This window comes from Acinetobacter johnsonii CIP 64.6 (assembly GCF_000368045.1).
Lineage (GTDB): Bacteria > Pseudomonadota > Gammaproteobacteria > Pseudomonadales > Moraxellaceae > Acinetobacter > Acinetobacter johnsonii.
The window spans coordinates 594,708-618,572 of the sequence record NZ_KB849235.1 but is presented as its reverse complement, the minus strand read 5'-3'; the positions used below and the strand labels follow the sequence as shown (position 1 = coordinate 618,572).

Sequence of the window (23,865 nt, the reverse complement as noted above, 5' to 3'; positions counted from 1 at the left end):
CTGTGATTTTAAAGCTTTTGGGCAACGGACACGGTAAATATTCCAAACTCATCAATACATTGATCTACTTTTTTAAAGCCAGCAGCTTCAACGAGAGCATCCATTTCTGCTTGAGAGCGTAAGCGCATGACCCATGCATCACCTTCACGATGTGAGGTTAAAGCTCTTGCAATAAATTCTTGCTGAGGATGCCAAATTTGACCTGTGTAAATTAAATAACCATCTTTGAGGATGGCTTTGCTTAAGCCTTCCAGTGATTGTCGCAGCAGGTCATTATCACTAAACAATTCATATAAACCAGAAACGACAGCCAACGTCGGTTTCGGTTTAACAGATGCAAGGGATTGTGTATCAAATGCATCGGCTTGAACAAATTCAGCGACATCACTTAAGCCTCGTTCTGCAATCATTTGTTGCCCAGCTTGGACATTAATATCACTATAATCGCGCAATAAAATCGAGTCTGGGCGTTTCGGAAGTTGTGTAACCGCATCTAAAATATAACGACCGTGTCCTGAAGCAATATCCATAATTCTGAGTGGTTTACGTTTTTTGATAAGAATGTCAGCGTATTTCTGCACCAGATGTTCAATGTTCTGTTTACGGACACGAATACCACGCCAACCAATCGCATTGAGATATTGTCGGTCAATGATTTTACCAATTGGGTTGCTACTTTCAGTTTGATTGCGATAAACGAAGTCTAAAGTGCTACCTGAGTCATAGCCTGTATCTTCGCCAATTTTTAAGCCTTTAGACAATTGGCTACCGATTTTCAAATTCTTTTTGGTGATTTCCCAAAATGCATTCTTCATGGATTTCACAGGCAATGGAGAACTTAAGTTTTCAGCAATGGCACAACTTGAACCAATTTTATCTGCATTTAAAAGATCAGGTGCTTGATATTCCACAGCAAAACATTGCTGAATAAAACGACGGATTTTTTCAGTCGCTATATGACGGTCTTTTTCACCCAAAGTATCGTGAAAGAAGCCATCTAATATATGAAATTCTTTTTTGGGATGCGGTAGTTTTTGATAAAACTGTTGCTGCGGTTTTTGGAAGACCACAAAATCTGAGCCTGAACATAAAACTTGTGTTGGAACAAAGATATTTTGTGCATCCGCGACAATACGTTTTGAAGCATCATATAGCCCCAATAACATTCTGACTGAAATCGCTTTGGCAATTTTGGGGTCGGTATCATAGCTTTGAGCACGTTGTTTATCATGCGTGAGCATATTGGCTTTTACATAGCTTTGTATAAAGAAATTGCCACGCAACTTTGCCATCACCCTTAAGCTTGGTTCAGCAAAAGGCACATATAATTTAATATCAAAAGCAGGAGAGGCTAAGCAGAGCGCACGAATTCTAGGTGCATAATCATGCACCCAAGTTGCAGCTAAAACAGCACCAACACTTTGAGCGACTACGGCAATATTTTCCGCAGAAATGGCATATTGCTGTTCAATATGTTGTACGAAAACTTGAATGTCTTTGACACATGCAGAAAAGCTTGGCGCATCACCTCGCTCACCGGGCGAATGACCATGGCCACGTGCATCCCATGCAAAGAAATTGAAATCTGGTAAATTAAGTTCGTTAACTAAATGTGCCATACGCCCCGAGTGTTCATGGCCACGGTGAAAGAGAATAATGGCTTTTTTTGTTGTAGATGGTGTAGCCGTTGCCCAGTGTTGGTAAAACAGTTCGGTCCCATCATGACTGGTAAAAGTGTGTTGACTATTGTTATACATCTATTTTTACTCTGAATAATAAAATTATGAAGAAGTTGTCTTTAAACTATTTTTAATTCGGTTAAATATGGTGAGCAGAAGCAGTAGAGCAATGAGAATAAGAATGCCATTACAAATTCTACTGAGAAGTTGTAGATTTGTACTGATGTACGGAAATATCACAATAATAACAGCAATTAAACTGAGCCAAAAAGCGCGATCACTTTTACCCATTGGGCCATCGTAACGCCGTTCTTGGCCAATAAGTGGCGCCATTACACCTGTATATTCGCTGAGCAGGGCAAGAAAAATGACAAGCAATAATAGTTTTGCATTAATAAAACCAAAGGCAATAAAACAAAGATAGAGTGCAGTATCGGAAATAATGTCACACAATTCATTATAAAAAGCGCCCAAGTTGGACTGCTGTTTAAACTCACGCGCTAACATGCCATCAATTGCATTGAAGGCCATACGAATGAGCATCCACAATGGAAATAACAACAATAACCATGAAATAGGATGAGTCAGATAATAGCAATATAAGAAATAGCCTAAGCAAATTGAAATAAACATCGCCAATAAAGTGACTTGATTTGCTGTAATTCCACATTTATATAACAGTTGTACAAAAGGTCGTAATAGATTTTGAAATGCTGGTTTTAATTGATAGATAGATGGCATCGTTTTAATAATTAATAATAGTTGTTGAAATTTTAGTCAGATTGCACAAGGTTTATCAAGTGCTATTAAAAGGCTAAAAATTAAATGATTTCCTTGTATGAATTTTCGGTGTTTATATTCACAGCATCGTCAGGCAATATGATATGCGAACAAAAAACGCAAAGGCTTTGCAGCAGATTCTAAGAACATTATTGTATTTGTCAAATGCGAGAGAAATACCCCCAATGATTATGACTCTAAATAATGCCCCGATACTTTGACATAGTTTTGTGCTGAATATGGTAAGAATGCCAACTCTTTTTCTGTCAGAGGACGAACTTTTTTGGCAGGACTACCGACATATAAGTAGCCACTTTCCAGCACTTTCCCTGGTGGAACCAGTGTTCCTGCGCCAATCATCACATCGTCAGGAATGATGACATCGTCCAAAACAATGCTATTGATACCAATCAAAACACGGTTGCCGATGGTACAGCCATGTAAGGTGACATGGTGACCAATGGTGACATCTTCGCCAATGATTAAAGGCGAGCCATTTGGTTTATCTGCTTTTTTATGACTAACATGCAGCATTGCATGGTCTTGTACATTCGAGTTTTTACCAATCCGAATATGGTTTACATCACCACGAATCACTGCAAAAGGCCATACAGAAACATTTTCAGCCAATATAACATCACCAATCACTACCGACATTTCATCGATATAGCAGTTGTTGCCAAGCTGTGGAGTGCTGTTCAAATAGGGGCGAATATTTTTAGCCATATTGGTGTACTGCCTTTGCGTAGGTGCCCATTATAAAATAAAAAAGCACCCAGACCGAGGTGTGGATGCTTTAACTTAAGTCTAAGTGTTGCTTAGAATAAGTTTGAGAAGAATTGTTTGATGTGGTCAAGCATACGTGCAAAGAAACCTGCTTCTTCAACATCTTTTAGCGCAACAAGTGGTTTTTCAGCAATCACTTTACCATCAAGGCTTGCTACATATTTACCAACCACTTGACCTTTTTTCAACGGTGCGGTCAGTTTCGGTTGAACCACAAGTTGTGTTTTGATTGCGTTGGCTTGGCCTTTCGGCATCGTTACGTTGAAGGTTTCAGCTAAACCAATTTGTACATCACTTTCTTTACCAAACCACACTTTCGATTTTGCTAAAACTTGGTTCGCAGCTTGAACATTTTTAGTTTCAAAGTTTGCATAACCCCACGCTAAAATTTCACGTGTTTGCGTTGCGCGTTCTTGCATGCTTGGCGCACCAAAAATCACAGAAATCAAACGCATTGGGCCACGTTTAGCCGAAGTTGTTAAGCAATAACCCGCTTCGTCAGTATGACCAGTTTTTAAACCATCGACACTTGGGTCAGTATAAAGCAGGGCATTACGGTTGCCTTGTTTGATACCGTTAAAAGTAAATTCTTTTTCAGAATAAATCGGATAATATTTTGAACTGTCGTGAATGATGTGCTGTGCAAGCGTTGCCATGTCTTTAGCGGTCGAGTAGTGACCTTCAGCAGGCATACCTGTTGAGTTCATGAAGCTGGTATTGGTCATGCCGATACGTTTTGCTTCAGTGTTCATCATGTGAACGAAAGTGCCTTCGTTCCCAGCAATGTGTTCAGCCATAGCCTTAGATGCATCATTACCCGATTGGATGATAATGCCGCGTAACATCTCTAATGCAGTCGCAGTACCATTTAATGGCACATACATACATGATTCCGAACTACTACCACGACACCAAGCAGACTCGTTCATCCGAACTTTTTCATCTTCGGTTAGCTCGCCCGCCAACAACTTTTGCTCAATAATGAAACTCGTCATCATTTTTGTCATTGACGCTGGTGCTAATTTTTCATTTTCATTTTTAGATGCGAGAATTTGCCCAGTCTCATAATCCATCAGCACATATGATTTATTATTTAGTTCTGGTGGTGAGGATAAGACAGTTGCTGCAAATGAAATGCTTGGTACGAGTAATGCCGCAGCAAGGGCGCTTTTTTGAATCATTCTAAGGGGTTCCGATTTCTTTAGTATAAGCACGAGAGCTTTGCATTTTAGGACAAAGTTCTGCCGACTTCTACGGGAGAAATCGGCTTATTTCAAAGATATTGTAACCAATTGGTATTATTTGCTGTAAGTGCTCAATTCTTTACAAATTTCTTGGTTTTTCGCTTTACCTGCTTTTTTCGCATCGGCTTGAGCTTCGGCTAAAATAGGCTTAAATTTTTTCTCTTTACTGAGGCTTTTAAGGTATTCAGTCGGGTTTTTCTGTTGCGGTAGATACTCTTTGGCCAAAGTGTTGTAGCCATTTTCAAACTGACTCTGGTCTGAAACGAGGCTTGGACAAACTTCTGATAGGACGTAAATTGCAGCCAACTCTTGCTGCGTCACTTGTTGCAGTGGAGTCACTTCAATATTTTCGTCTTTATTGGCTGCATGAGCCGAACCAATGGCAATCAAAGAAGAACCACAAACTGCCAAAATCACTTTTTTCATTACATTCAAATTCATTCTAAACCCTAAGTGCATACATGTTGTTGCCATAATAGGATGAGCTTAAACAAATTTTAAGTAAATGTAAGCGCAAAAGTGTATAGAAGCTGTTGAAGTCGCTTCATCGTTTTTACATTTTTCAGTCAAATAAAAAAAGGATGAATAACCCCATTATTCATCCTTTTTTGCGATGTAGATGTAGAACTTGAATTAACCTTCAAAGTTTACAACGTCATCACATACTGATTTTTGTTCTGCTTTGTCTGTACCATTAGCATCTGCACGAGCTTCTTTCAGAATCGACTGGTATTCGCTGTCTGACTGCAATTTTGCATAGGTCATCGACTTATCTGAGTAGTCTTGTAAATAGGTTTGAATTAAAGTTTGAATGTTGCTTTCAATTTTAGGGCCTTGACCCACCAAAGCAGGGCAAAATTCGGTCATGACTTGCGCTGCTGCAATATCTTCTTTCACGATGGTGTTGGCTTCTTCTGTGCTTAATCCCTCTAGTGCAAAAGCAGATTGAGAGATCATGATAGCCATGCCTAATCCGAAGAAATTACGTAATGTTAAGCTTTTAATCATTTTTAAAATCACATATTTATGGTGGATGCGGAGACTCAATATATATATTTTCAATTAGAATTCAATGAAAAGTTCTGACCAGTCATTTTTTAATAAAGTTTTTTGTTTTGGACTTTTTAATCGCCAATGATCATCCTAACGACTTCTAATCTTCAGTTTTGGCAGTCTTTAGGATGATCTGCTTGTTGGTGCAGGAATAATATTTAGGGATAAAAAATGCTTACGATAGGTAAGCAGTGAACTCAATAGCGCTTAGATGAGAGCTATTGGGTTTGATGTTCAAATGATCAAATATTGAGAGCTAAAAAGCACTATAAGCTTCGAATAGCCGTAATCTCATCTTGTGTAATGTTGAGTGACTCTAAGAATTTTTGATGCTCTTCAGGTTCCATCTCTTCAAATTTTTGATGCCACTTAATCATATCTTCTTTTGATAAACCTGCTGCGATCATAATCTCTACCCATTTGGCTTTATTCACGAACTTTTCCTTTAATAAAATGGACTTTTTCAATAACTCAATGATGGCTTTTTGATGAGCTCTTAAGTTATTGATCTCTTGTTCCAATGCCCGAAAATGATTTTCCAAGATCTGCCCTTGGGATATGCTAAGTGGTTCTAAAAGCAAGCGAATATCTGAAATGGATAGTCCGTAAGAACGGTAGGAGATGATGCTTTTAAGACGCTCAATTTCACTTTCACCGTACCACCGGTATCCATTTTCAGCGATTAAGCTTGGTTTTAATAAACCCTGTTTCTCATAATAGAGAATAGTCGTTCTGGATAAACCGAGTTTTTTCGCTAAGCGAGATACAGTAAGCATAGTTTCCATCATTCGTTCATTGTTCCATTAAGCTAAACCCTTTACTTATAGACGGGTCAATCAGGTGAATTCAAAAATATCGCAAATTAAACTGATGCGAACAGAACATTTGCCATGGCTTATTTTACAGCTGTCTTTACGGGTAGCGAGTAACAACAGCTTAGGTGTTTAACTCAGCTCAGCTTGGTTTCAAGTCCATTTAGAAAGCGGATGAATAAGTCTATGGACGTTGTGTTATTGAAAGCCATAAACAGCCTCTATGGGCGAGGTCTTTGAAATTTAAGATTGATTTCAGTTGTGAGCACTATTATTCAGCATAGACAAAAGAATAAGGTTTGGTGCGTATCATGACTGAAGAAAAAATATTGCATGAGGTGCTGAGCAAGGTGCCTGAAGTCACTTTGTTGTTTTGGATCATTAAAATTGCGGCAACAACACTGGGTGAAACAGCGGGGGATGCTTTATCCATGTCGCTTAATCTGGGATATATCGTAAGTACGGGCATCTTCGCCGTTATTTTTGCAATATTCGTTGCAGCACAGATTAAGACCAAAAAATATAATGCATTTTTTTATTGGTCTACAATTATTGCAACAACAACTCTAGGGACAACTATAGCGGACTATGTTGATCGTACCTTAGGACTGGGCTATTTAGGTGGCAGTCTAATCTTATTTGGTTTGCTTATTTTATCTTTATTAGCGTGGTACTACAGCAGCGGGTCAATTGCGGTACAGAGTATTCAATCTTCCAAAAGTGAAGCGTTTTATTGGCTGACCATCATGTTTTCCCAAACATTGGGCACAGCGCTAGGGGATTGGACAGCAGATACGCAAGGGCTGGGCTATACCAGTGCAGCACTTATCTTTGGCGGTTTACTTTTATTGCTGACCATGCTTTATATGTGGACCAAAATCTCTAGAACTTTCTTATTTTGGGCTGCATTTGTACTCACGCGGCCATTAGGTGCCGTACTGGGGGATTTCCTAGATAAGCCCATTAGTCACGGAGGGTTGGATCTGAGTCGATTTGGCGCATCTTTTGTTCTATGTGGTTTTATTGTCTTTTGTTTGGTGGCTTTTAAACCCAAAGCAGCAGCGACCGCTCACTAAATAAGATATCAAGTTGAACATCTGCTCAATTCATGATGATCCATACAAAAATCGCTATTCTTCATTGTGTTTTTTAGTACAGAACATTTTTAAATTTTATGATCTGAATAGAGTTAGCTTTCATTTGAGGGCTATTTCAAGTTTTAGTCATAGAAGTGTCATTTTATAGCTAGAAACTTAAACCTTATTCACCCTCAGATATTTTATACTGCCGTTTAATGTTTTGCGTTTTCACTCCCCAAATGGACGAGGCCGTTCTACTTTGGTGATGCTTAAAACTTTTCATGCTATCAAACACTTCCTGCACCTCCCAGATAAAAGGGTCGTGGCTTTGCTTGACCTCAAAAGAAATGCAGCCTTCTTCTTGATGAGTTAATTCAATATGTGCTGGAAGGAGTTCTATCACCATACGGACTTCTTCTTTAGACACACAGATTAATAGGCCATTGAGTTTAACCATAGGACTCCTTATTGATCTTCGACATTGTTAGCGTTGGTTTGTTTAGCCGAATTCATATCATGTCTGACGCGACTAATCTGGTCATATATGACTTTACGCATTCGGTTTATTGCACCCAGCGGTTTATGTTCAGCTAATGCATGCCATGGTGTAAAGGATAGATTTTCACAAAACTTATTTTGCTCTGGGGTATCAAAAACTTGCTGAGGAATACGAATTGTGGCCACCTTATAGAAAGGAGCTTGGTCTTCTTTCCATTCCGTCATCGAGTCTTCAACAGACATTGAGCTGGATGTCCGAGGTTGTACTAGAAACTCCATGCAGGCATCACGATCTTGTAAGGTCGTTCGAAGTGCCTCTTTTAAAAAGTTCTTTTGAGGAGTAACTGGAATCGGGCTAACAACGCTTGAACATGCACGAGCAGAGTACTTTACCGCTTGACGATGATCGCCGACTCCTAACTGATAGGGCACCATAGACCAGTATCTGGTTTGCAGTGGATTTGAAATTTTATTTCTAGTGTTCAAGGCAATCCAAGTTCCTTTGGCTCCTAATGCAAAAGGGACATGCAGTTTTTTTAGAAATCGATCGCTATTGATATCTTGTATAAATGATAGATAACGAGCGGGGTCATTTACAAAGAATACAGGGTGATTGATCATAATGAAGTCTTGCGTAGCCGCAGGTTCATCTAAAAGGTTTTTCTCTGGCACGGCTAAAAGTTTGATCGCCATGCCGCGTGCATCTTTTTTTATATCCGCCTGTTTTGCATTACTCGATCCATTCGAAAAACGAATCCATGCTTGATAAGTTTTTCCCGGAATAAAAACACCATAAGCCATGTTTTGAGGCAATGTTTCGTTTATCTTAAATTCTGCACGTACGCAACCATGTGCTTTAGGGTGCGCATCACGTAGCGCGATATCTGTGGAATATTGTTTTCGGATCGTCATTTCAATGATGTTCGCGATTTCTTTAACAGTGGCGGCCTCATTTGGATAAAGACTTTCACTTAGAGCATGATCTACATCTGGGTATATAAAATCTTTAGGAGAAGTCAACATTACAGGTGGTGTATTCGCTTCTACGTTAGCGGCGATACCTGTGAGTAATATGGCATGAAAAAGTAGACCTAAACGCATAGGCCTTGCGGAGTTAGGCATTGATTGTCTCCTTGCTCTAAAGCTGGATTTTTTTAATTTTTAGCCTGATGATATGGACTTGTTTAGTCTTATTTAAGACACAGAATTATGATTATATCTGTGGCATTTTTTATTCATGGCTACTGTCTAGAAAAAACTTAATGAGGAGCTAATCTTAGAGGTGCTGAAAATTTGACATTGGTTTAAAATTTGTTCGAAGATGTTTATCTCCCCCAAAACCAATAATGATTATAAAAGAGAACGAGCATGAGCGAAAAAAATCAAAGTCATGAATGTTTAGTCTGTGGGCAGAAATTCCTCATTAAAAACCTCATTCCTATGGGGGCAATACGAAAATCTATTTCCGAAGAAATTTCACATGATTTTCCAGAATGGTCGCCTCAAAGTTATATATGCCAAGCAGACTTAACCAAATATCGAATTCAGTATGTTCATTCACTGCTAAAGTCTGAAAAGGGGGAAGTGACTGATCTTGAATATGAGGTGATTAAAAGTTTGCAAAAACATGAAGTGATCACCAAAAATGTTGAAAATCAGTTGGATCAAAATTGGACTTTAGGGGAAAGGCTGGCAGATAAAATTGCGACCTTTGGCGGTAGTTGGGCTTTTCTCATGTGCTTTGCGACTTTCTTAGCCATTTGGATTGTTGTCAATACAGTGGTCATGGTCACGCATCCTGCCGATCCGTATCCCTTTATTTTATTAAATTTAATTTTATCCTGTATTGCAGCGAGTCAAGCTCCTGTGATTATGATGAGCCAAAATAGACAGGAAGCCAAAGACAGATTGCGCTCGCAAAACGATTATAAAATTAATTTAAAGGCGGAGTTGGAAATTCAACATTTAAATGAAAAACTAGATCATCTGTTGATGCATCAGTGGAATAGGTTAGCCCAAATACAAGAAATACAAATGGATTTGTTATCCGAAATGAGTAAAAAACGCGAATAACTTGGCTCAATATCCAAACACTTAAAAGCATGTTCTGTAATAGTGAGTCATAGCTAGACTCGCTCTCTTAAATTTTTTAACTCATTGCTTTATATTTATTTTTCTATGTAAGAGAAGAGTGGTTTTACAAAATCAAGAGATCTATATGTTATCTTTTTGAAGGCGTACTCACCAGTAAACACTTTAAACGTATGCTTATTCTTCTATTTTTAAGCTCTCTCTTTTGTTCTGCCCATGCAAGAGTAAAGTACTCACCCAGATCAATGATTTCATCTTTTCAGATTGCCTGATCTCAATGTATAGTCTTTCTGCATCGAGGACTCTATAGCTTTTCTTTTCGCTTTAAAAATTTAGTTTTTTCAAGCTACCCATAAATCTACCTGTTTGAATTGCAGATTAAAAAGACGAAGATGAGTGCAAAATAGATGTATAAGGCTTTTACCGACTCATATAGATTGAAGAAGATCCATCAGTGAATATTTTAATAGCTAATGCACATTTGTTATTTAAGTTATTGATTGTATTGAATTGTATTTATTTTATTGATAATGTTACCCGCTAAGTTACCCGTTTTTTTAACATCTATATATAAAATAAAGCCTGCTAAGAGCAGGCTAAATCCTTCGGTTTAAATTCTTCAACTTTTCGCTTCACATAAGACTCATGCCAAAAGACATCTTTCTTATTGATCCGTACTGGTTGCTCAATCTCGCCCAATTTCACTTTATTGTAAAATGCATCCTTCTTAATTGAAAGGAGCTGCATAAATTCTTTCGCTCGTACACGACGATCAATACCCATCACTTCACCTCCAATCTTTTACCTGCTTTGATTTCTTCATCTTCAGCATGCTGAATACGGTATGGTGATAAAACTGACATATTTGCTTCAACAATAACTCGACCATTGAAATTGCAAATCGGAGCTACCACCGGGTAATCCTTGTTACTTATTACCTGCCAAACACTATGATTTAATGCACACGGGTTATTTGTAAAAACAACCTTATCCCCAACCTCAAAAATATTGTGCTGGCGGCGGTATTTGAGCAACTCCTCTTTGATTTCAGTCAAAGTAAATCCATGTGCTACCGCCCTTTTGTAAAACCCATTCAGGTACTCATACCCGCCCAATTGCTCAATTAGATTCACTGGACACCTCCATACAACTTTCTACATCTGCGATGGCTCTTTTCAGGTATTTCTTGTGGCGACTAACCTTTACCGCCACCTTGGCATCAGCCAAACCACCCCAACTTGCCACCAGCTCATGACTTTTGACCAACTGCTTCAATTGCTCAGTATGAAACGAAAGCCCATCCTCCAAACTGCAAAACCCAAATCCCATCTCAACCAGTTCTTTTGATCTTTGAAGTCCATTTTTTTGAAAGTATTTCACTGCATCATTCATGACACCTCTCCTAAAGACTTCACCACACCAAACTTGTCATGCTCTGCGATATAACTGCTCAGCACGTGGTAATACAAATCGGCATTGCAATTAATCTCAAGAATCACACCAGTGCCATTATTTACGCGCTGTCTTAAGGTTGCTTCTAGCTTACGAACAAAGCCACTATGCAAGTGATGTGACTCACTCGTTATGTTGTATAAAGCGCCTGTTTGACCTGCATCTAACACCAAATCAAAAGGCTTCTCTTTATGTAGTTCGCCGATGATGAAATTAGCTACTGCAATGTTTGTTTGTTGAATTTCAGTCATTGGCTTCATTCTCCATATGTGCCGACATTTCTATATAGTCATATGCCCATTCGCGAAGAATTTCATTTTGAATAAATTCGTCTTTTTCAAAGAATCCCAATTTATTCCATTCTTCCTCAGAGATATGCTCACTTAGAAAAGTCTCTTCCTCGTGATTAGCTACAGGAAAACCGATTGACAGCTTTAGTTTGATTTTTATCTGGTTGAAATCAGTCATTGGCTGGCTCCTGTGCTTCGATCATGGCAGTTTCCAATACGGCTTTAGCACCCAACTTAACCCCGTGATAAAAGCCCTTATTCAAAGCATCTTTAAAGTCTTTGGATTTACCATCCCAACCATAAATAATTTGGCATTCCTTAAAAAGGCCGAGTCCTTGGTTGTGCACTATGGCATCGGGGTGAACTTTCTTGACCAAAACATATCCTTCCGGCACCGCTACGGCATTGGCTGCTTGCCACAACTCCCAATCACTTTTAAAATTCCAGCCTGCATACCGATTATTTGGGAATCTTTTCTCGCAATCATCTAAGTCTTTTTTTAATGTTTCATAATCTATGCCTATTTGTTTAGCTTTAAATCTTTCAAACGCCTCTTTTTCGTTTTGAATTTCCATCACACTCTCCTGAGCAAACATCTGCGCAAAATCCTGATTTATTGTGGAAATTGCGCAAATAATTGCTCGAAATATTTATTTAACCACTGGCACAATTGTCAATTGACCGCCTGTTGTTGATTCAACCAATTTAGTGAAATAACCAATTGCATTACCTAATGTTGTTTCATCAGCTTGAGCAGGGCGCTTTATCAAAATATCAATCGCTTCTAAAAGTTTTCGCTTTTCATGCACTTCCATCACGCCACCTCAACCTTTAATAATATTCGTCATCAAGCCATTCACATTCGTCTTCATAGCTCTGATAAAACTTTGAAACACAATCAGGGCAAGCTTCATAAACTGGCCCACACATGCCTTCATCGGGATCACGATATGAACTCAAATAAGGAACAAGATTTCCGCATTTCCTACAGCATTCCCATTGCTCAGGATCTTCTTTTTTGGCTTGAATCGCTGCTTGATGCTCATTCCAGCATTGATCACACATGTTGTAATATTCGGCACCAAAGCTATCGGCTTCTGAACAAATACGGTGAGTAGCCTTAATATCGTGGTGTGTGTAGCAAAATGTTCCCCATTCATCATCGTGAATAGAAACGGATTGTCCTGGTAAATGTGCAGACATTTTTAAGCCTCCTTTCTTAATTGGCTAGTACGTTGACAGCATTTAACACAGTGATGTTTGCTAGATTGACAGGCTTTGAACTCAGTAAGTCCATGCAAGTCGCATTTGCCTTCAAAAGTACTTTCACCTTCGCCAAGTTAATCTGACGATGCACTTCCACAAATTTAGCAATCGCTTCCGAATAATCGGGCTTAATTTTCATTTCAAACATCACGCCACCTCAATCTTCTTATTCAGCGCTTCAATAAATTGCTTGCCGATAAGTAACCAGTGATTTAGAAAATCCCACCAAAGCAACTGGCATGCTTTATTCATTTTTCCGTTCTGCCAAAGCACTATTTGTCTGCGCTCTTTCGGCATTTTGGGATTTATACAAGTGATAGAACCATCAGCATTTGTCTTTGCGGTAAAACCAACAACAGATAGAAACATCGTGAACTGATCCATATGTCTTTTCGGGACTTTTTTCATGCAACCACCTATTTACTTGTGTTTTCAGCAAAATCAATAACGTCCTGAGGTACAGAGCGCTTAGATTGATTTGAAACAGAAAGTTGAACTTTTACTGTGCGCAAAATTTCACGACCAAGACCTGCAACAGAGTCACCAACGGCAGGTTGCATCTGACCACTTTTAACAGCAGTTAATGAGTCCCAAAGTGCATTTTTAAGTTGTTCAGCAGTTAATTGATTGCTCATAATTTCTTTTCCGTGTTTGGCGTTTATTCAATGTGCCTTTCAGTGCTGCGCGTTCTGTAAAATCAAGCCTTTCAGTTACTTCGGTTTCCAATTCATTGAGAAGTAATGCTGACTCATAGAATTCGCCATACTGTTTCTTGGCTCGGTATATCTGGTCATATTTCTGCTTGTAGGCCCTATATTTAGGTGTCCTGCAATACTCAACATGCCTATGCATTCTTTGTTTACGTTTAGCTTTTGCTGTCATTGGATCGTAGGTTCTTTGAAAATACTCAGCCTTTTTTATCTTGAGTGATTCAAGATTTTTTAAGCGGTACTGGCGGTCATACTCGGCCTTTTCAATTTTCTTCTGCTCATCAGTTTTTAGTGTTCGTCTATGAATGCCGTTACACGTGCGAGAGCAAAATAAATAACCTACTTTTCTCAATGTCCTATTTGCTTCGCCATTTTCACGCTGGAATTGGTTGCCACATTCAGAACAAAGGAAGCTACCCAATGCCATTGGTGCACCTATTTATCCGAACCAAACTGCATTTGATGCTTAACAGCCATGGCTTTTTGATGCTCAACATCGTCGGCACAACCTTTCAAAATCAATAGTCCAAAACTGAAAATACTGATCATCAGCAGGGTGCTTGCTGCAAAGTTCTTTACCAACTCAATAACTGGCTTATGTTGTGGCTTGGTTTCTTCCAAGGTCGGTTCTTGGTAGAGGATTGCAGATGTTTGGCTTTTGGTTGTGCCAAACTCAGGTAATTTGCTATGCGATACGCGTTGATTCATAATTAGCCCCGTAAGCGTGCAAGTGTTTACAAAGAGCCCTGATCGCCGTGCAAAGTAATCAGGGATTTTTAATGTCTGTTATTTAGCTAACAGAGCCTTCCAAAATTGTTACGTGTGAATGAACGCCTAATTGAGCTGTTTCAGTGCCATCACCGTTATCAATCACTTTGCCTTCACGAATATAAGTAACTGTGTCTTCCATAGACTTTTCGATAGCTTTTTCTAGCTGATCAAGGTCATACCACATGCGCAAATTGCCATCTTTAATGCGGTAGCGGAAACGAGCAGGTAGGGCATAGTGACTGCCGCCACGGTGAACCTGAATGCCAAATACAATTTGCTCAGGAATATTCAATTTGCCTTCACGACCTGCGCTGGCATCAATGTTTTCGTTATAAGTGATAGATACTTGACCATTGTCAGTACGAACACCTGATTTAAAGTCGACACTGGTTTTTGCAGACAAGGTGCTGACAATTTCATAGAGTTCTGCAGCTGCTGGTTGATTGATGTATGGCATTACATCTTCTAAGAACAGTGCAAAGTCAGACTGAGACATTGATTCACCCGATTTATCACGGATTTTTTTGAACTCAGGTGTTTGTTCGACATTGAAGATGGCTTTATGAGAGCAAAGACGTTGCTTTGCATTAGAACCATATTCATCAACAGGTGTTGCTTCGTGGTAATCAAGAACAGCTTGGATTTTCCCGCCAAGGACATTAACGAAAATGACTGAATTTTTATCAGCGAAACGATTTACGTAACCAATGAAGTCTTTGGCTGTATGCAAGCTTACCGTTTGCTGAAGCTGTAAAGGGCGATCAAGGGTTTCAGGGAAGGTGTGAACTTTACCTTCGCCTGGCACCACAACAAATGGAAGATTCGCATTTGCATATTGTTGTGAAAGCTGACCTGCGCGATAAGCATCTAAATCGTTGTTTTGATTTGTTTCGTTATTCATAAAGCACCTGTTTATAGTGAGGTTGATGGGTTAGGGAAAATTAATTAAGGGATTTAATTTGTGGTTTTGAATCAGCAGGAATGCCTTTCAGATCAATTGGGCCGCTTGACTGAACTTGCTCAAGTTTTAATTTTTGTTGGCGTGGATCTTCACGAACAAGTTGCTGTTCGCCATCTGTAAACAAAAGCGTTGCCTCTTTTTCAAACTTAGGAAGCGTCGACTTGATGTCGTCCGTGATTTTGTATGTGCCAGCGCCATTAGGCTTGATAGTCAAAGTCACACTTACTTTGCTGACCTTGCCTGTGTCTTGTGATGCTTGAAGCGCTTCAGTAAGCAATTGGTCAAGTTCTTGAAGCGAATAACCATGTTGCAAATTGCTAAGGGTTTGGCAGAAGGAGGTTTGTTTTGTCATTGCGGATTACCTTTGTCGAGTGAGTAAAACAATCATTTTGTTTTAAGAACAATAAAACAAATTGTTTTAATCAGTCAAGTAAAAAATAAAACAAAATGATTTTAAGACGAAAAAAAACCGCCAATATGGCGGTTTATGTTTTATAGATGATTACTCGTAAGTTATATTTTTTATCTGCATTGTTGGGTATTCCTGAACATGTCTACTCGGCGGAACAATATCTGTTACAGCGATAATTGCATCTACTTCTGACAGTTCAAATGTCATACGCTTTTCGCCATTTACTGAAAGCAAGTGAAGTAGACCACCAACGACACCAATCAACTCTTTGATGGTTCTTCTACCATCGTTTAGTCGTACTTCAACAAACTCTGTTGGGGTAGGTGTTGCGTCAGGATCGCAAACGATGTACCAACCGCTTCTAATAGCTGGATACATTGAATCACCAGTACCTTTTACAGCATAAGCATTTGGGCCTGCGGTTAATGAAGGAACGTAACCGTCTCCACCATTGCCTAAAAAGCCCATTTCAGTGTAAAAGCCGTCATAACCCATCTTGCTGTATGACTTTACTGGAACCCAGCCACCTGACATAGGGGCTGCATTTGAAGTGTTTCTAGAAATTGATTCAATCCTTGGATCACCATCACCTGTAAGAATCCAACCAATATCAATTTTATGTTTTTGAGAAATTGCGAAAGCTCCCTTTTTGGAAACCCCGCGTTTATCCCAGTTATAAATTGTTTGGGGAGATTCATTAATTGATGCAGCCAAATCAGACCCATTTAAGCTGGTTGCATCATAAATACGCTGCATAGTTGGGTGGATTTCTTTGGTGCTCATTATTAAAACAACCCTTATTCATTAGTTATTCATTTTCTCAGAAAGTACACATTTTGTGTAAAACACTATGATTGACAATTAACAACATAGTGTTTTATTCTTCATGAAACAAAATGTTTTATTGGTGCAAAATGAATCAAATTGAATCTGATAAAAAGATTATCGAATCGCATGGGGGGGCCACGGCACTTGCTAACCTCTTAAGCTACCAAGTTCAGCGTGTTCAAAACTGGAAGACGCGTGGTATCCCTGCGAGTGAAAAACTCAAACATCCAAATCTTTTTTTAAAGAAAAAAGCATCAAAAGTTTCTAAAGCAAGTTTGAGTTAATTGTTTTTTAAAAGAAACGTGAAAAATCAAAGGGATTCACATATGAGCGAACTAACGCTAAGCCGCGAAGCAAAGAATGCTTTACACACAATGATTCATAACACTGCAGGTATCGAACCTAAAGACATTGCTCAGGTGCTCGGTGTTTCTCATAAAACTGTTCTTAATTATGCAAACCCAAATATGGACCAGCATTTGCCAACAGTGAAAGCCATCGAATCAATGATGACATTTACTCGCAATCCAGCATTAGTGAAAGCATGGGCGCATAAATTGGGATTGATGTGTGTACCAGCAAACCAAGCTGAAGAAAAAGAACATCAGGTGAGTGTTTTAGAGCGTCTTCTTCAAATCAATATCAATAACGGTCATGTGAATCAGCATATTGCAGATGTTATGGCAGATGGTGTTGTAACGCCGTCGGAATTGGCAGACACAGTTCAAATCTTGGAAGAGATGGAAGCAAACCTGCGCGGTTTACGTGTGGCTTTAGAAAAAGAGGCTGGAAAATATTTGTCAGCTTTAAAAAGAGAAAAAGCCTGAGAGTTGAGATCAGGCTTTTTCAGTATTCAATTCAGAGGGTAAATCTTTATGAATATGCCAATAAGTATACCACAAGCAATTACAGGTTCAATCAATCACATTGAAATTGCTCAGATTGCTCATACAGAACCGCGCAATGTGAAGCTTTCTATTGAGCGTTTAGCTAATAAGGACGTAATTCAACTACCGCCAATGGCGAAAGTTGAAAACAAACAATCACTTAGCCCTAATCGCTTCTCTGATGCATACGTTTTTAGCGGTGAGCAAGGGAAATTAGACAGCATTACCGTGGTTGCACAGCTTTGCCCTCAATTCACGGCGCTCCTGGTAAAGCGTTGGTATGAGTTGGAAAGCCAAGCTGCAAAGCCTGTCGAACTCAGTCGAATGGATCTAATTCAATTGGCCTTAGCTGCTGAACAAGAAAACCAAGCACTTAAGAACCATGTCGCCGTGTTAGAGCCTAAGGCGCAGGTGATGGATGTGATTGCAGACACGGTAAACACTTATTCAATCCGTGATTCAGCAAAAACTATCGGCATTCAAGAATCAAAGCTCATTGACTTCATGTTGAAGAAGCGCTGGGTATTTAGAGAAAACAGCCGTCACCGACGGTTATGTGCATACGCGCAACGAGTAGAGCAAAAGGTAATGGTAAACAAGGTTTCACAGGTGATTGCATGTGTAGAGGGTGACAAGGTTTACACCCAAGCACGCATTACAGCCTTTGGATTAACAAGATTAACGGCACTCGTTGCTGCTGCGGGGTTATTAAACAAATGAGTCAATTCACTCCTAACAGCTTTCAGGTACCTAACGCCTTTGTAGACGATGTTCTTTGTCAAATTGGGGATGTTGCAGCAAAGCTGTATTTGATCATCTGTCGTAAGACACGTGGCTGGTACAAAGAGCATGATTCGATTTCTCTAAGCCAGTTCCAAAAGATGACAGGCAAGAGCCGTCCTACAGTCACAAAAGCAATTGCTGAACTCATTCAAGTAGGTTTGGTAATTGAGTGCGGATCAACCATCCATGGCAATACTTTTAAGCTGAATGACGAATGTGTTGTTGGTTGGAAAATGTCTTTTCCTAGTAAAAATTCTTTACTACCTGAAAGCACTAGTAAAAAATCTTTACTAGTAAAGAAATTTAACTACGCTAGTAAAGAATCTTTACCACCGCTAGTAAAAATTCTTTACACACAAAAGACACTATCAAAAGACACTCTACAAAATAAAAAAATAAATAAAAAAAGTAAGAGTGTTCCTGAACAACCTAAGGCTGAAAAACCAAAAGCGGAAAAGCAAAATCAATTTGATCCAAAAGCGGTTGAGTTACCAGCGAATGTAAATCGTGATTTGTGGATTCAGTTTGTTGACATGCGCAACAGCATCAAAAAACCACTGACTGAAAACGCCGTGAAGTTGCTGATCAACAAATTAATTGGTTTCGGTGTAGGGGCAAATCAATCCTTGGAATCTTCGATCATTGGCAGTTACCAAAGCGTGTACCCACCGAAGAATACACCCGCACCAGTTCAACAACCTTTGGAGCGCCGTCGTTTTGGCAGCCAAGCAAATCAACCAGCACCAATGCGTGATGTTCAAGGAGAGTGCGCATGAGCAATATCCAGTTGTTTGAACAAGCATTTGCGATTGATTTCCCAGTTGAAGTCGCGGACATGGTTCTTCAGCGCATGAGTGATCTTTACGGATCAGCATTCACGAAAAACTTTGAAGTTTATGCGGATGAAGAACTTCGCCAATTGGCCTGCACAGTCCTAAATGGCCTAACCCCAGCAGATATCGCACGCGGTTTGACGCGGATGAACTCTGAGGAATGGTGTCCTAAGAATTTACCGACATTCCGCAGCTGGTGTGAACAGGGCGGTGATTGGTGGACTGCTGATATGGCGTGGGCAAAGGCTATGCAGTTTGAATCAGATCCACAAACGAAGATCACAACGCTGACCAAGCGTGTACTTGATGAGGTTCGCCATGTGTTGACCGCAGAGGGGCAGAAATCAGCTCACTTCGCTTTCAAAGATATTTATGTGGATTACCTACGCCGTGCTAAGGCAAAGGGTATGACGCAAGAAATGTGGGTGAAGCCTAAGGCTCCAAAGCAGCTCGACAATCATGAGCGAAACCGTACAGGTGTTCCTTGCCCGCCTGAGTTGGCAGCAAGAATAGGGAAGACGTTTAATCGTGTTGGGGGTGAAGTGTGAGCTATAAAGAAGACCATACGATAAATATTGATACTGTGGAAAATGTCATTAAGTTTTCACGCAAGTCTGAACGTGGCACATGCGAACATAAAAATATCCAAATCTCAGCGGAAGAAGATGAGGTGTTGTGCACCGACTGCAATGTTCGCTTAAACCCGGTCTGGTGGATTCAAAAGCACCTTAAGCACCTCAATCGGGCTACAGAAAGAAATAACAGTGTTTTATCTGAGGCACGGGAAATTTATAAAAAACTGGAAAATAAAAATTCATTCATGTGCAAACACTGCCATGAAGTGAATCTGATTGACTTCAAAAGATTACCGAGCAAGGCAGCAATCACGCGCGGAATATCTGTGGTTGAGCAGGATCATGCAGGTATGACTGTGGAGATCGATAGATGAATCAATCACTTTCAAAACTCAATAGCGCTGCTGTGCTAGATCGCGGAATTGGTGTCCTACTGGCTGTTAAGAACACCCCAGTAGCAACGGCATCCGAAATTCAACAACAAGTTATGCCAGATGTGACGAAACGTGCTGTACAGCGCTATTTAAAAAATTTGGTTCAGATGGGGCTTCTGTATGCAAAACACAGTGAAGGCCTAGAAAATCGATATTACCTGAGTGGTAAAGCTAAACAGTTATTTGAGGTGAAGGGATGAAAGTAGGCGACCGCGTAAAAATAGATTTTATTGGTGAATCCGCAACGATTTATTCAGGCAAACGCTTCACTGGATACGGTGTATTAGACCGAGTTGAAGATGGTCGGGTATTTGGGCGTTTAGATGATGGAACGCCTTTTAGTTGCTTTACTGCAGATGTGGAGATTATCCCACTAGTGGATCGCACTGAAGAATTTGAAGCATTTTTTACAGCACAACCATTCTTTAAAAACTTGAGATTTATACACGGCGATAAGCTTTTTGATTTTGACAAAGGCATCGGGTACCGCAATTTAACCGTTCAAGTTGGCTATGTGTGTTTTTGCAAAGGTGATGGGGAGTTTGTATTGAATGACTAAGTATCTCATTGGCATCGATACAGGTGTGAACACAGGCTACGCCGTGGCAGAAGACAATGGTAATGGCGGTGAACTATTTGAAGTTAGATCCTTAACAATTACTCAGGCCATGAGTCGAACGCTTGAGTTTGTTGTGCACTATGGAAAAGAAAACGTTTGTTTATTCATTGAAGATGCTCGGCAGCGCACCTGGTTCACTGGTGGACGTGAGAAAGCCCAAGGTGTTGGATCAGTAAAGCGTGATGCGCAGATTTGGGAGGATTGGTGTAAGGAGCAAGGGTTGAATTACTTAATGATTCATCCAGCAGCCAATGCAACCAAAACAAAGGCTGACGTATTTAAAAAGCGCACTGGTTGGATTGAACGTACGAATGAGCATGCGCGTGATGCAGCTATGTTGGTTTTTAAAAGATTTGCGAAGTTTTGAGGGAAATAGGATGAATGCAGTAGTGGCTGAGAAATTTAAAAACTTTGAGTGGTTGGCGCAAGGCATTACAGCTAAATCGCCTATTTTTGGTCAAGAAGGGCATAGCACTGGGGAAAAGCCTATTGATTACCAGGATAGATTAGGCGCTATTGCTGCAATGGGTAGCCAGCTTGCCAAGTCTGTTGCATCAGTCATTATCTTTGGTGAATGCTCAATGGGTGATTACGAATATATCCGCAATCACTTGGCTAAAATCATGATGGATGCTGCATATGTGGATAAGAAGCGCGAGCCTGAGCAAATTGCGATTTATCACCTTTCATGGTTGGTAGCAAAGATGGTGATGGTTTTTGCGTTAGATCCTGATTATGAGTCTAACTTTACTGCGAAAGGTCGTCTTGAGGTTGTTGCAGGTGTATCTAGTAAGCAGATGTCTTTAAGTGTGTATCGTCACACATGGAAGCCTTATGAAAATCTTATGGTGATTGCGCTTGAGATGGCTATTAAAGAGGCTTCAGATGCGATTGATGAATATCGCCGTGCAACATATTCAGAGTTACGCGCCTAAAATATCGGGTGCATTGCGCCTTTCAAACAATATTTAAGAATAGTTGGCATTATTCTGCTAACTAAGGTATCTTATTTCTATACTGGTCGTATTACGGTTTATCCGAGACCAAGCTTTAAAAGCTCATTCAAACATGGGCTTTTTTAATGCCTTGAGAAATGTTCCGTGAAAGCAATATCAAGGCACCCAATGGCGGCTTAACTTTATTCGTAGTGGTTTAAATTTTAATGCCGCCACCTAGATTCTAAAGAGGGGTGAATAGCGTAGCTCAGTTGGTTAGAGCGGCTTCCTAATACGAGATAGCAGTCGTATGGGTGGAGAACAGCTTAGACACCACCCGCGCAGGTTCAAGTCCTGCCGTATTCATCCCGTCTTTAAAATCAAAGGAGATCCACATGCTCCAATTTATATTATGTTTATTCGGCCTGCATGGTGTGACTGAGATCGATTACACGGTTGACGGTGATGAGATTAAAGTTTGCCGAAAGTGCATGAAAGAAGTTAAGTAAATTAGATTCAAAAACATAAGCCTGATCATTAATTTGATCGGGCTTTTTTATTACCAAAATAAAGCAGGTGTGGAAAATGAATAAGTTTCAGAAAGGTAGTGCAGACAATATCTTGATTGGATTGATTGCAGTCTTCGTTATAGCAATCATACTGATCTTCTTGTTTGCGTGGCCACAATACAAAGTTTGGCAGCAAGGTATGGCAGGACAGGCTCAATTATCAAAAGCACAGCAATCCAAACAAATTGCAATTGAGACAGCCAAGGCTGAGCTTGAGAGTGCGAAATTGCGTGCAGAAGCAATCAAGGTAATGGGTAAAGCAGCACAAGAGTTCCCTGAGTACAGGCAGCAAGAGTTTATTGGTGCATTTGGTGAAGCTTTACGCGAGGGCAATATTAGTCAAATTGTATATGTGCCAACTGAAGCCAATATTCCTGTCTTGGAAGCAGGCAAGCGACCATCTTCTAATTAATCTTTTCCACTTAGCCGAACGTATTACGGCACATAAAACCCCGCTCAATATGCATTATTGGCGGGGTTTTTCTTTTCTTATTGGATGGTCTTATGACAGATAAGGTACAAGCGAAAAAAGACTTAGAATTTTGCACTGCTGAGCTGTCTAAGTACCAAAATTTAAGTCGTTCTGGTTTGACTCGGGATGAGATGCTGGCGATAGATTGAACCGTACCGGGTTTGTCGGAGACTTTTTATTTAAGTTAGGCCACCTGACCTAACTGGTTAATTTTATCATAGTACATTGCTTCAAAATCAAAAGGTGATACATAATCTAGCGCACTATGTACACGTTCTTTATTGAACCAATCCACCCAGTTTAGTGTCGCAAGTTGTACATCTGCTAAACCTTGCCAATCTGCTTTTAAATATTCAATCACCTCTGTTTTGTATAAGCCATTCACCGTTTCAGCCAAAGCATTATCGTATGAATCACCAGTCGTACCGACTGATGCTCGTAAATTTGCTGCTTCTAAACGATTGGTATAGCGAATAGAAAGATATTGAACACCTCTGTCGGAATGATGAATCACATTCTTTGGCATGCCTCGATCATGCAATGCTTGCTCTAATGCATCGAGCACCATATCTGTATTCATCCGTGTAGATACTTTCCATCCAACAATTGCTCGTGAGAACACATCAATAACAAATGCGGTATATACCCAGCCTGAATGAGTTTGAATATACGTAAAGTCACCCACCCATAGTTGGTTTGGATGATCAGCATTAAAATTACGTTTCACTAAATCATCTGCCCGTTTTTGGTCATCTCGGCTACGGGTGGTTTGTTTGTTCTTACCACGCCAAACACCTTGTATACCTAGCTTTTGCATTAATCGAGCAACAGTACAGCGCGCAATAATATAGCCTTCACGTTTCAGTTTTTGCCAGACTTTACGTACACCATATCGACCTGAACTTTCCTTCCAAATTCGTTTAATTTGTTCAGCATGATGCTCATCATGTAGATCTCGTTTCGCTCGATGTTCTGGATTGTCAGCGAGATCTAAAGTCCGGTAATAGGTTGAAGCTGCAATCGGTAAAATTCTACAAATCGCTTCA

Annotated in this window: 39 protein-coding genes and 1 tRNA gene; 14 read left to right on the top strand and 26 right to left on the bottom strand. The window is 39.9% G+C overall.

What is annotated here, in order from left to right; translation table 11 throughout:
* Window positions 1–8 precede the first annotated feature (8 nt).
* The 7 genes from F986_RS08905 to F986_RS08875 form a co-directional block, all read right to left on the bottom strand.
* Window positions 9–1,757 carry a bifunctional alpha/beta hydrolase/class I SAM-dependent methyltransferase gene (locus F986_RS08905; protein WP_004694210.1) on the bottom strand — a complete coding sequence of 583 codons (1,749 nt, stop codon included), beginning with the start codon at window positions 1,755–1,757 and terminating at the stop codon, window positions 9–11.
* 24 nt (window positions 1,758–1,781) lie between these two features.
* Entirely contained in the window at window positions 1,782–2,420 is a 639-nt protein-coding gene (locus tag F986_RS08900) for a CDP-alcohol phosphatidyltransferase family protein (protein WP_004694207.1), read from the bottom strand.
* A gap of 228 nt (window positions 2,421–2,648) precedes the next feature.
* The gene (locus F986_RS08895) at window positions 2,649–3,185 is read right to left on the bottom strand and encodes a gamma carbonic anhydrase family protein (protein ID WP_004694206.1); all 537 of its coding nucleotides are present in this window, start codon (window positions 3,183–3,185) and stop codon (window positions 2,649–2,651) included.
* Window positions 3,186–3,277: 92 nt separating this feature from the next.
* Window positions 3,278–4,426, bottom strand: a complete 1,149-nt coding sequence (dacC, locus tag F986_RS08890; RefSeq protein WP_004694204.1) for a D-alanyl-D-alanine carboxypeptidase PBP5/6 — start codon at window positions 4,424–4,426, stop codon at window positions 3,278–3,280.
* A gap of 117 nt (window positions 4,427–4,543) precedes the next feature.
* Window positions 4,544–4,930 carry an MCR_0457 family protein gene (locus tag F986_RS08885; protein WP_004694202.1) on the bottom strand — a complete coding sequence of 129 codons (387 nt, stop codon included), beginning with the start codon at window positions 4,928–4,930 and terminating at the stop codon, window positions 4,544–4,546.
* A gap of 192 nt (window positions 4,931–5,122) precedes the next feature.
* Window positions 5,123–5,497, bottom strand: a complete 375-nt coding sequence (locus F986_RS08880) for an MCR_0457 family protein (protein ID WP_017397073.1) — start codon at window positions 5,495–5,497, stop codon at window positions 5,123–5,125.
* A 311-nt stretch (window positions 5,498–5,808) separates the two neighbouring features.
* Window positions 5,809–6,330, bottom strand: a complete 522-nt coding sequence (locus tag F986_RS08875; RefSeq protein WP_004694198.1) for a MerR family transcriptional regulator — start codon at window positions 6,328–6,330, stop codon at window positions 5,809–5,811.
* A 335-nt stretch (window positions 6,331–6,665) separates the two neighbouring features.
* On the opposite strand from F986_RS08875, the gene F986_RS08870 reads away from it, so the two are divergent.
* The gene (locus F986_RS08870) at window positions 6,666–7,430 is read left to right on the top strand and encodes a COG4705 family protein (RefSeq protein ID WP_004694196.1); all 765 of its coding nucleotides are present in this window, start codon (window positions 6,666–6,668) and stop codon (window positions 7,428–7,430) included.
* Window positions 7,431–7,614: 184 nt separating this feature from the next.
* Here F986_RS08870 and F986_RS08865 read toward each other — a convergent pair whose 3' ends face one another.
* A complete protein-coding gene (locus F986_RS08865) occupies window positions 7,615–7,890 on the bottom strand; it encodes a putative quinol monooxygenase (RefSeq protein ID WP_004694195.1) in 276 nt (91 codons plus the stop codon).
* Window positions 7,891–7,898: 8 nt separating this feature from the next.
* On the bottom strand, window positions 7,899–9,053 hold the full coding sequence (locus F986_RS08860; RefSeq protein WP_004694193.1) for a catalase family protein: 1,155 nt from the start codon (window positions 9,051–9,053) through the stop codon (window positions 7,899–7,901).
* A gap of 246 nt (window positions 9,054–9,299) precedes the next feature.
* On the opposite strand from F986_RS08860, the gene F986_RS08855 reads away from it, so the two are divergent.
* A complete protein-coding gene (locus F986_RS08855) occupies window positions 9,300–10,004 on the top strand; it encodes a DUF1003 domain-containing protein (RefSeq protein WP_004694190.1) in 705 nt (234 codons plus the stop codon).
* A 603-nt stretch (window positions 10,005–10,607) separates the two neighbouring features.
* Here F986_RS08855 and F986_RS08850 read toward each other — a convergent pair.
* The 16 genes from F986_RS08850 to F986_RS08780 form a co-directional block, all read right to left on the bottom strand.
* Complete coding sequence (locus tag F986_RS08850; RefSeq protein ID WP_004694187.1) at window positions 10,608–10,805, bottom strand: helix-turn-helix transcriptional regulator; 198 nt, start codon at window positions 10,803–10,805, stop codon at window positions 10,608–10,610.
* Complete coding sequence (locus F986_RS08845) at window positions 10,805–11,155, bottom strand: hypothetical protein (protein WP_004694186.1); 351 nt, start codon at window positions 11,153–11,155, stop codon at window positions 10,805–10,807. The genes F986_RS08850 and F986_RS08845 overlap by 1 nt, the downstream gene beginning before the upstream one ends.
* Window positions 11,142–11,414, bottom strand: coding sequence for a hypothetical protein (locus F986_RS08840; RefSeq protein WP_004694183.1), 273 nt, complete (start codon window positions 11,412–11,414; stop codon window positions 11,142–11,144). The genes F986_RS08845 and F986_RS08840 overlap by 14 nt, the downstream gene beginning before the upstream one ends.
* The gene (locus F986_RS08835; RefSeq protein WP_004694182.1) at window positions 11,411–11,725 is read right to left on the bottom strand and encodes a hypothetical protein; all 315 of its coding nucleotides are present in this window, start codon (window positions 11,723–11,725) and stop codon (window positions 11,411–11,413) included. Before F986_RS08835 ends, F986_RS08840 begins: the two co-directional genes overlap by 4 nt.
* The gene (locus F986_RS08830; protein ID WP_004694180.1) at window positions 11,718–11,942 is read right to left on the bottom strand and encodes a DUF7167 family protein; all 225 of its coding nucleotides are present in this window, start codon (window positions 11,940–11,942) and stop codon (window positions 11,718–11,720) included. Before F986_RS08830 ends, F986_RS08835 begins: the two co-directional genes overlap by 8 nt.
* Window positions 11,935–12,339 (bottom strand): hypothetical protein, encoded by a 405-nt coding sequence (locus F986_RS08825; protein ID WP_227555142.1) that lies wholly within the window; start codon window positions 12,337–12,339, stop codon window positions 11,935–11,937. The genes F986_RS08830 and F986_RS08825 overlap by 8 nt, the downstream gene beginning before the upstream one ends.
* Before the next feature lie 75 nt (window positions 12,340–12,414).
* Complete coding sequence (locus F986_RS18415) at window positions 12,415–12,579, bottom strand: hypothetical protein (RefSeq protein ID WP_004693792.1); 165 nt, start codon at window positions 12,577–12,579, stop codon at window positions 12,415–12,417.
* A gap of 16 nt (window positions 12,580–12,595) precedes the next feature.
* Window positions 12,596–12,967 (bottom strand): hypothetical protein, encoded by a 372-nt coding sequence (locus F986_RS08820; RefSeq protein ID WP_004694176.1) that lies wholly within the window; start codon window positions 12,965–12,967, stop codon window positions 12,596–12,598.
* 16 nt (window positions 12,968–12,983) lie between these two features.
* Complete coding sequence (locus tag F986_RS08815) at window positions 12,984–13,178, bottom strand: hypothetical protein (RefSeq protein WP_004694175.1); 195 nt, start codon at window positions 13,176–13,178, stop codon at window positions 12,984–12,986.
* Window positions 13,178–13,438, bottom strand: a complete 261-nt coding sequence (locus F986_RS08810; protein ID WP_004694173.1) for a hypothetical protein — start codon at window positions 13,436–13,438, stop codon at window positions 13,178–13,180. The genes F986_RS08815 and F986_RS08810 overlap by 1 nt, the downstream gene beginning before the upstream one ends.
* An 8-nt stretch (window positions 13,439–13,446) precedes the next feature.
* Entirely contained in the window at window positions 13,447–13,665 is a 219-nt protein-coding gene (locus tag F986_RS08805) for a hypothetical protein (protein WP_004694172.1), read from the bottom strand.
* The gene (locus F986_RS08800; RefSeq protein WP_004694170.1) at window positions 13,643–14,167 is read right to left on the bottom strand and encodes a hypothetical protein; all 525 of its coding nucleotides are present in this window, start codon (window positions 14,165–14,167) and stop codon (window positions 13,643–13,645) included. Before F986_RS08800 ends, F986_RS08805 begins: the two co-directional genes overlap by 23 nt.
* Window positions 14,168–14,175: 8 nt before the next feature.
* A complete protein-coding gene (locus F986_RS08795; RefSeq protein WP_004694168.1) occupies window positions 14,176–14,448 on the bottom strand; it encodes a hypothetical protein in 273 nt (90 codons plus the stop codon).
* Window positions 14,449–14,530: 82 nt separating this feature from the next.
* Window positions 14,531–15,412 carry a DUF2303 family protein gene (locus tag F986_RS08790; protein ID WP_004694167.1) on the bottom strand — a complete coding sequence of 294 codons (882 nt, stop codon included), beginning with the start codon at window positions 15,410–15,412 and terminating at the stop codon, window positions 14,531–14,533.
* A 40-nt stretch (window positions 15,413–15,452) separates the two neighbouring features.
* Window positions 15,453–15,824: a hypothetical protein gene (locus tag F986_RS08785; protein ID WP_004694165.1), complete on the bottom strand. Its 372-nt coding sequence runs from the start codon at window positions 15,822–15,824 to the stop codon at window positions 15,453–15,455.
* Between the two features lie 150 nt (window positions 15,825–15,974).
* Window positions 15,975–16,667: a LexA family transcriptional regulator gene (locus F986_RS08780; protein ID WP_004694164.1), complete on the bottom strand. Its 693-nt coding sequence runs from the start codon at window positions 16,665–16,667 to the stop codon at window positions 15,975–15,977.
* 131 nt (window positions 16,668–16,798) lie between these two features.
* Between F986_RS08780 and F986_RS08775 the strand changes: the two genes are divergently transcribed.
* From F986_RS08775 to F986_RS08725, 12 genes are all read left to right on the top strand, one after another.
* The gene (locus F986_RS08775) at window positions 16,799–16,996 is read left to right on the top strand and encodes a helix-turn-helix domain-containing protein (RefSeq protein WP_004694161.1); all 198 of its coding nucleotides are present in this window, start codon (window positions 16,799–16,801) and stop codon (window positions 16,994–16,996) included.
* Between the two features lie 42 nt (window positions 16,997–17,038).
* Window positions 17,039–17,539, top strand: a complete 501-nt coding sequence (locus F986_RS08770; RefSeq protein WP_004694160.1) for a phage regulatory CII family protein — start codon at window positions 17,039–17,041, stop codon at window positions 17,537–17,539.
* 48 nt (window positions 17,540–17,587) lie between these two features.
* On the top strand, window positions 17,588–18,319 hold the full coding sequence (locus tag F986_RS08765; protein WP_004694158.1) for a phage antirepressor KilAC domain-containing protein: 732 nt from the start codon (window positions 17,588–17,590) through the stop codon (window positions 18,317–18,319).
* Entirely contained in the window at window positions 18,316–19,158 is an 843-nt protein-coding gene (locus F986_RS08760) for a replication protein (RefSeq protein ID WP_004694155.1), read from the top strand. Before F986_RS08765 ends, F986_RS08760 begins: the two co-directional genes overlap by 4 nt.
* Window positions 19,155–19,763 carry a hypothetical protein gene (locus F986_RS08755; protein ID WP_004694154.1) on the top strand — a complete coding sequence of 203 codons (609 nt, stop codon included), beginning with the start codon at window positions 19,155–19,157 and terminating at the stop codon, window positions 19,761–19,763. Before F986_RS08760 ends, F986_RS08755 begins: the two co-directional genes overlap by 4 nt.
* Entirely contained in the window at window positions 19,760–20,164 is a 405-nt protein-coding gene (locus F986_RS08750; RefSeq protein WP_004694152.1) for a hypothetical protein, read from the top strand. The genes F986_RS08755 and F986_RS08750 overlap by 4 nt, the downstream gene beginning before the upstream one ends.
* Complete coding sequence (locus F986_RS08745) at window positions 20,161–20,424, top strand: IclR family transcriptional regulator (protein ID WP_004694150.1); 264 nt, start codon at window positions 20,161–20,163, stop codon at window positions 20,422–20,424. The genes F986_RS08750 and F986_RS08745 overlap by 4 nt, the downstream gene beginning before the upstream one ends.
* Window positions 20,421–20,783, top strand: coding sequence for a hypothetical protein (locus tag F986_RS08740; RefSeq protein WP_004694148.1), 363 nt, complete (start codon window positions 20,421–20,423; stop codon window positions 20,781–20,783). Before F986_RS08745 ends, F986_RS08740 begins: the two co-directional genes overlap by 4 nt.
* Window positions 20,776–21,210, top strand: coding sequence for a hypothetical protein (locus tag F986_RS08735; protein WP_004694146.1), 435 nt, complete (start codon window positions 20,776–20,778; stop codon window positions 21,208–21,210). Before F986_RS08740 ends, F986_RS08735 begins: the two co-directional genes overlap by 8 nt.
* 10 nt (window positions 21,211–21,220) lie before the next feature.
* Entirely contained in the window at window positions 21,221–21,778 is a 558-nt protein-coding gene (locus F986_RS08730) for a hypothetical protein (RefSeq protein WP_004694144.1), read from the top strand.
* Between the two features lie 256 nt (window positions 21,779–22,034).
* A tRNA-OTHER gene (locus F986_RS18245) sits at window positions 22,035–22,144 on the top strand.
* Between the two features lie 219 nt (window positions 22,145–22,363).
* On the top strand, window positions 22,364–22,759 hold the full coding sequence (locus tag F986_RS08725) for an SPFH domain-containing protein (protein ID WP_004694142.1): 396 nt from the start codon (window positions 22,364–22,366) through the stop codon (window positions 22,757–22,759).
* A 244-nt stretch (window positions 22,760–23,003) separates the two neighbouring features.
* Here F986_RS08725 and F986_RS08720 read toward each other — a convergent pair.
* Window positions 23,004–23,865, bottom strand: an 862-nt coding sequence (locus tag F986_RS08720) for an IS3 family transposase (RefSeq protein ID WP_004694138.1), incomplete at its 5' end; no start/stop codon positions are given.

Coding starts and splice junctions, on each gene's coding strand:
- F986_RS08905 (WP_004694210.1), bottom strand. CDS start 1,757: ATGTATAACAATAGTCAACACACTTTTACCAGTCATGATGGGACCGAA.
- F986_RS08900 (WP_004694207.1), bottom strand. CDS start 2,420: ATGCCATCTATCTATCAATTAAAACCAGCATTTCAAAATCTATTACGA.
- F986_RS08895 (WP_004694206.1), bottom strand. CDS start 3,185: ATGGCTAAAAATATTCGCCCCTATTTGAACAGCACTCCACAGCTTGGC.
- dacC (WP_004694204.1), bottom strand. CDS start 4,426: ATGATTCAAAAAAGCGCCCTTGCTGCGGCATTACTCGTACCAAGCATT.
- F986_RS08885 (WP_004694202.1), bottom strand. CDS start 4,930: ATGAATTTGAATGTAATGAAAAAAGTGATTTTGGCAGTTTGTGGTTCT.
- F986_RS08880 (WP_017397073.1), bottom strand. CDS start 5,497: ATGATTAAAAGCTTAACATTACGTAATTTCTTCGGATTAGGCATGGCT.
- F986_RS08875 (WP_004694198.1), bottom strand. CDS start 6,330: ATGATGGAAACTATGCTTACTGTATCTCGCTTAGCGAAAAAACTCGGT.
- F986_RS08870 (WP_004694196.1), top strand. CDS start 6,666: ATGACTGAAGAAAAAATATTGCATGAGGTGCTGAGCAAGGTGCCTGAA.
- F986_RS08865 (WP_004694195.1), bottom strand. CDS start 7,890: ATGGTTAAACTCAATGGCCTATTAATCTGTGTGTCTAAAGAAGAAGTC.
- F986_RS08860 (WP_004694193.1), bottom strand. CDS start 9,053: ATGCCTAACTCCGCAAGGCCTATGCGTTTAGGTCTACTTTTTCATGCC.
- F986_RS08855 (WP_004694190.1), top strand. CDS start 9,300: ATGAGCGAAAAAAATCAAAGTCATGAATGTTTAGTCTGTGGGCAGAAA.
- F986_RS08850 (WP_004694187.1), bottom strand. CDS start 10,805: ATGGGTATTGATCGTCGTGTACGAGCGAAAGAATTTATGCAGCTCCTT.
- F986_RS08840 (WP_004694183.1), bottom strand. CDS start 11,414: ATGAATGATGCAGTGAAATACTTTCAAAAAAATGGACTTCAAAGATCA.
- F986_RS08835 (WP_004694182.1), bottom strand. CDS start 11,725: ATGACTGAAATTCAACAAACAAACATTGCAGTAGCTAATTTCATCATC.
- F986_RS08830 (WP_004694180.1), bottom strand. CDS start 11,942: ATGACTGATTTCAACCAGATAAAAATCAAACTAAAGCTGTCAATCGGT.
- F986_RS08825 (WP_227555142.1), bottom strand. CDS start 12,339: ATGGAAATTCAAAACGAAAAAGAGGCGTTTGAAAGATTTAAAGCTAAA.
- F986_RS18415 (WP_004693792.1), bottom strand. CDS start 12,579: ATGGAAGTGCATGAAAAGCGAAAACTTTTAGAAGCGATTGATATTTTG.
- F986_RS08820 (WP_004694176.1), bottom strand. CDS start 12,967: ATGTCTGCACATTTACCAGGACAATCCGTTTCTATTCACGATGATGAA.
- F986_RS08815 (WP_004694175.1), bottom strand. CDS start 13,178: ATGTTTGAAATGAAAATTAAGCCCGATTATTCGGAAGCGATTGCTAAA.
- F986_RS08810 (WP_004694173.1), bottom strand. CDS start 13,438: ATGAAAAAAGTCCCGAAAAGACATATGGATCAGTTCACGATGTTTCTA.
- F986_RS08805 (WP_004694172.1), bottom strand. CDS start 13,665: ATGAGCAATCAATTAACTGCTGAACAACTTAAAAATGCACTTTGGGAC.
- F986_RS08800 (WP_004694170.1), bottom strand. CDS start 14,167: ATGGCATTGGGTAGCTTCCTTTGTTCTGAATGTGGCAACCAATTCCAG.
- F986_RS08795 (WP_004694168.1), bottom strand. CDS start 14,448: ATGAATCAACGCGTATCGCATAGCAAATTACCTGAGTTTGGCACAACC.
- F986_RS08790 (WP_004694167.1), bottom strand. CDS start 15,412: ATGAATAACGAAACAAATCAAAACAACGATTTAGATGCTTATCGCGCA.
- F986_RS08785 (WP_004694165.1), bottom strand. CDS start 15,824: ATGACAAAACAAACCTCCTTCTGCCAAACCCTTAGCAATTTGCAACAT.
- F986_RS08780 (WP_004694164.1), bottom strand. CDS start 16,667: ATGAGCACCAAAGAAATCCACCCAACTATGCAGCGTATTTATGATGCA.
- F986_RS08775 (WP_004694161.1), top strand. CDS start 16,799: ATGAATCAAATTGAATCTGATAAAAAGATTATCGAATCGCATGGGGGG.
- F986_RS08770 (WP_004694160.1), top strand. CDS start 17,039: ATGAGCGAACTAACGCTAAGCCGCGAAGCAAAGAATGCTTTACACACA.
- F986_RS08765 (WP_004694158.1), top strand. CDS start 17,588: ATGAATATGCCAATAAGTATACCACAAGCAATTACAGGTTCAATCAAT.
- F986_RS08760 (WP_004694155.1), top strand. CDS start 18,316: ATGAGTCAATTCACTCCTAACAGCTTTCAGGTACCTAACGCCTTTGTA.
- F986_RS08755 (WP_004694154.1), top strand. CDS start 19,155: ATGAGCAATATCCAGTTGTTTGAACAAGCATTTGCGATTGATTTCCCA.
- F986_RS08745 (WP_004694150.1), top strand. CDS start 20,161: ATGAATCAATCACTTTCAAAACTCAATAGCGCTGCTGTGCTAGATCGC.
- F986_RS08740 (WP_004694148.1), top strand. CDS start 20,421: ATGAAAGTAGGCGACCGCGTAAAAATAGATTTTATTGGTGAATCCGCA.
- F986_RS08735 (WP_004694146.1), top strand. CDS start 20,776: ATGACTAAGTATCTCATTGGCATCGATACAGGTGTGAACACAGGCTAC.
- F986_RS08730 (WP_004694144.1), top strand. CDS start 21,221: ATGAATGCAGTAGTGGCTGAGAAATTTAAAAACTTTGAGTGGTTGGCG.
- F986_RS08725 (WP_004694142.1), top strand. CDS start 22,364: ATGAATAAGTTTCAGAAAGGTAGTGCAGACAATATCTTGATTGGATTG.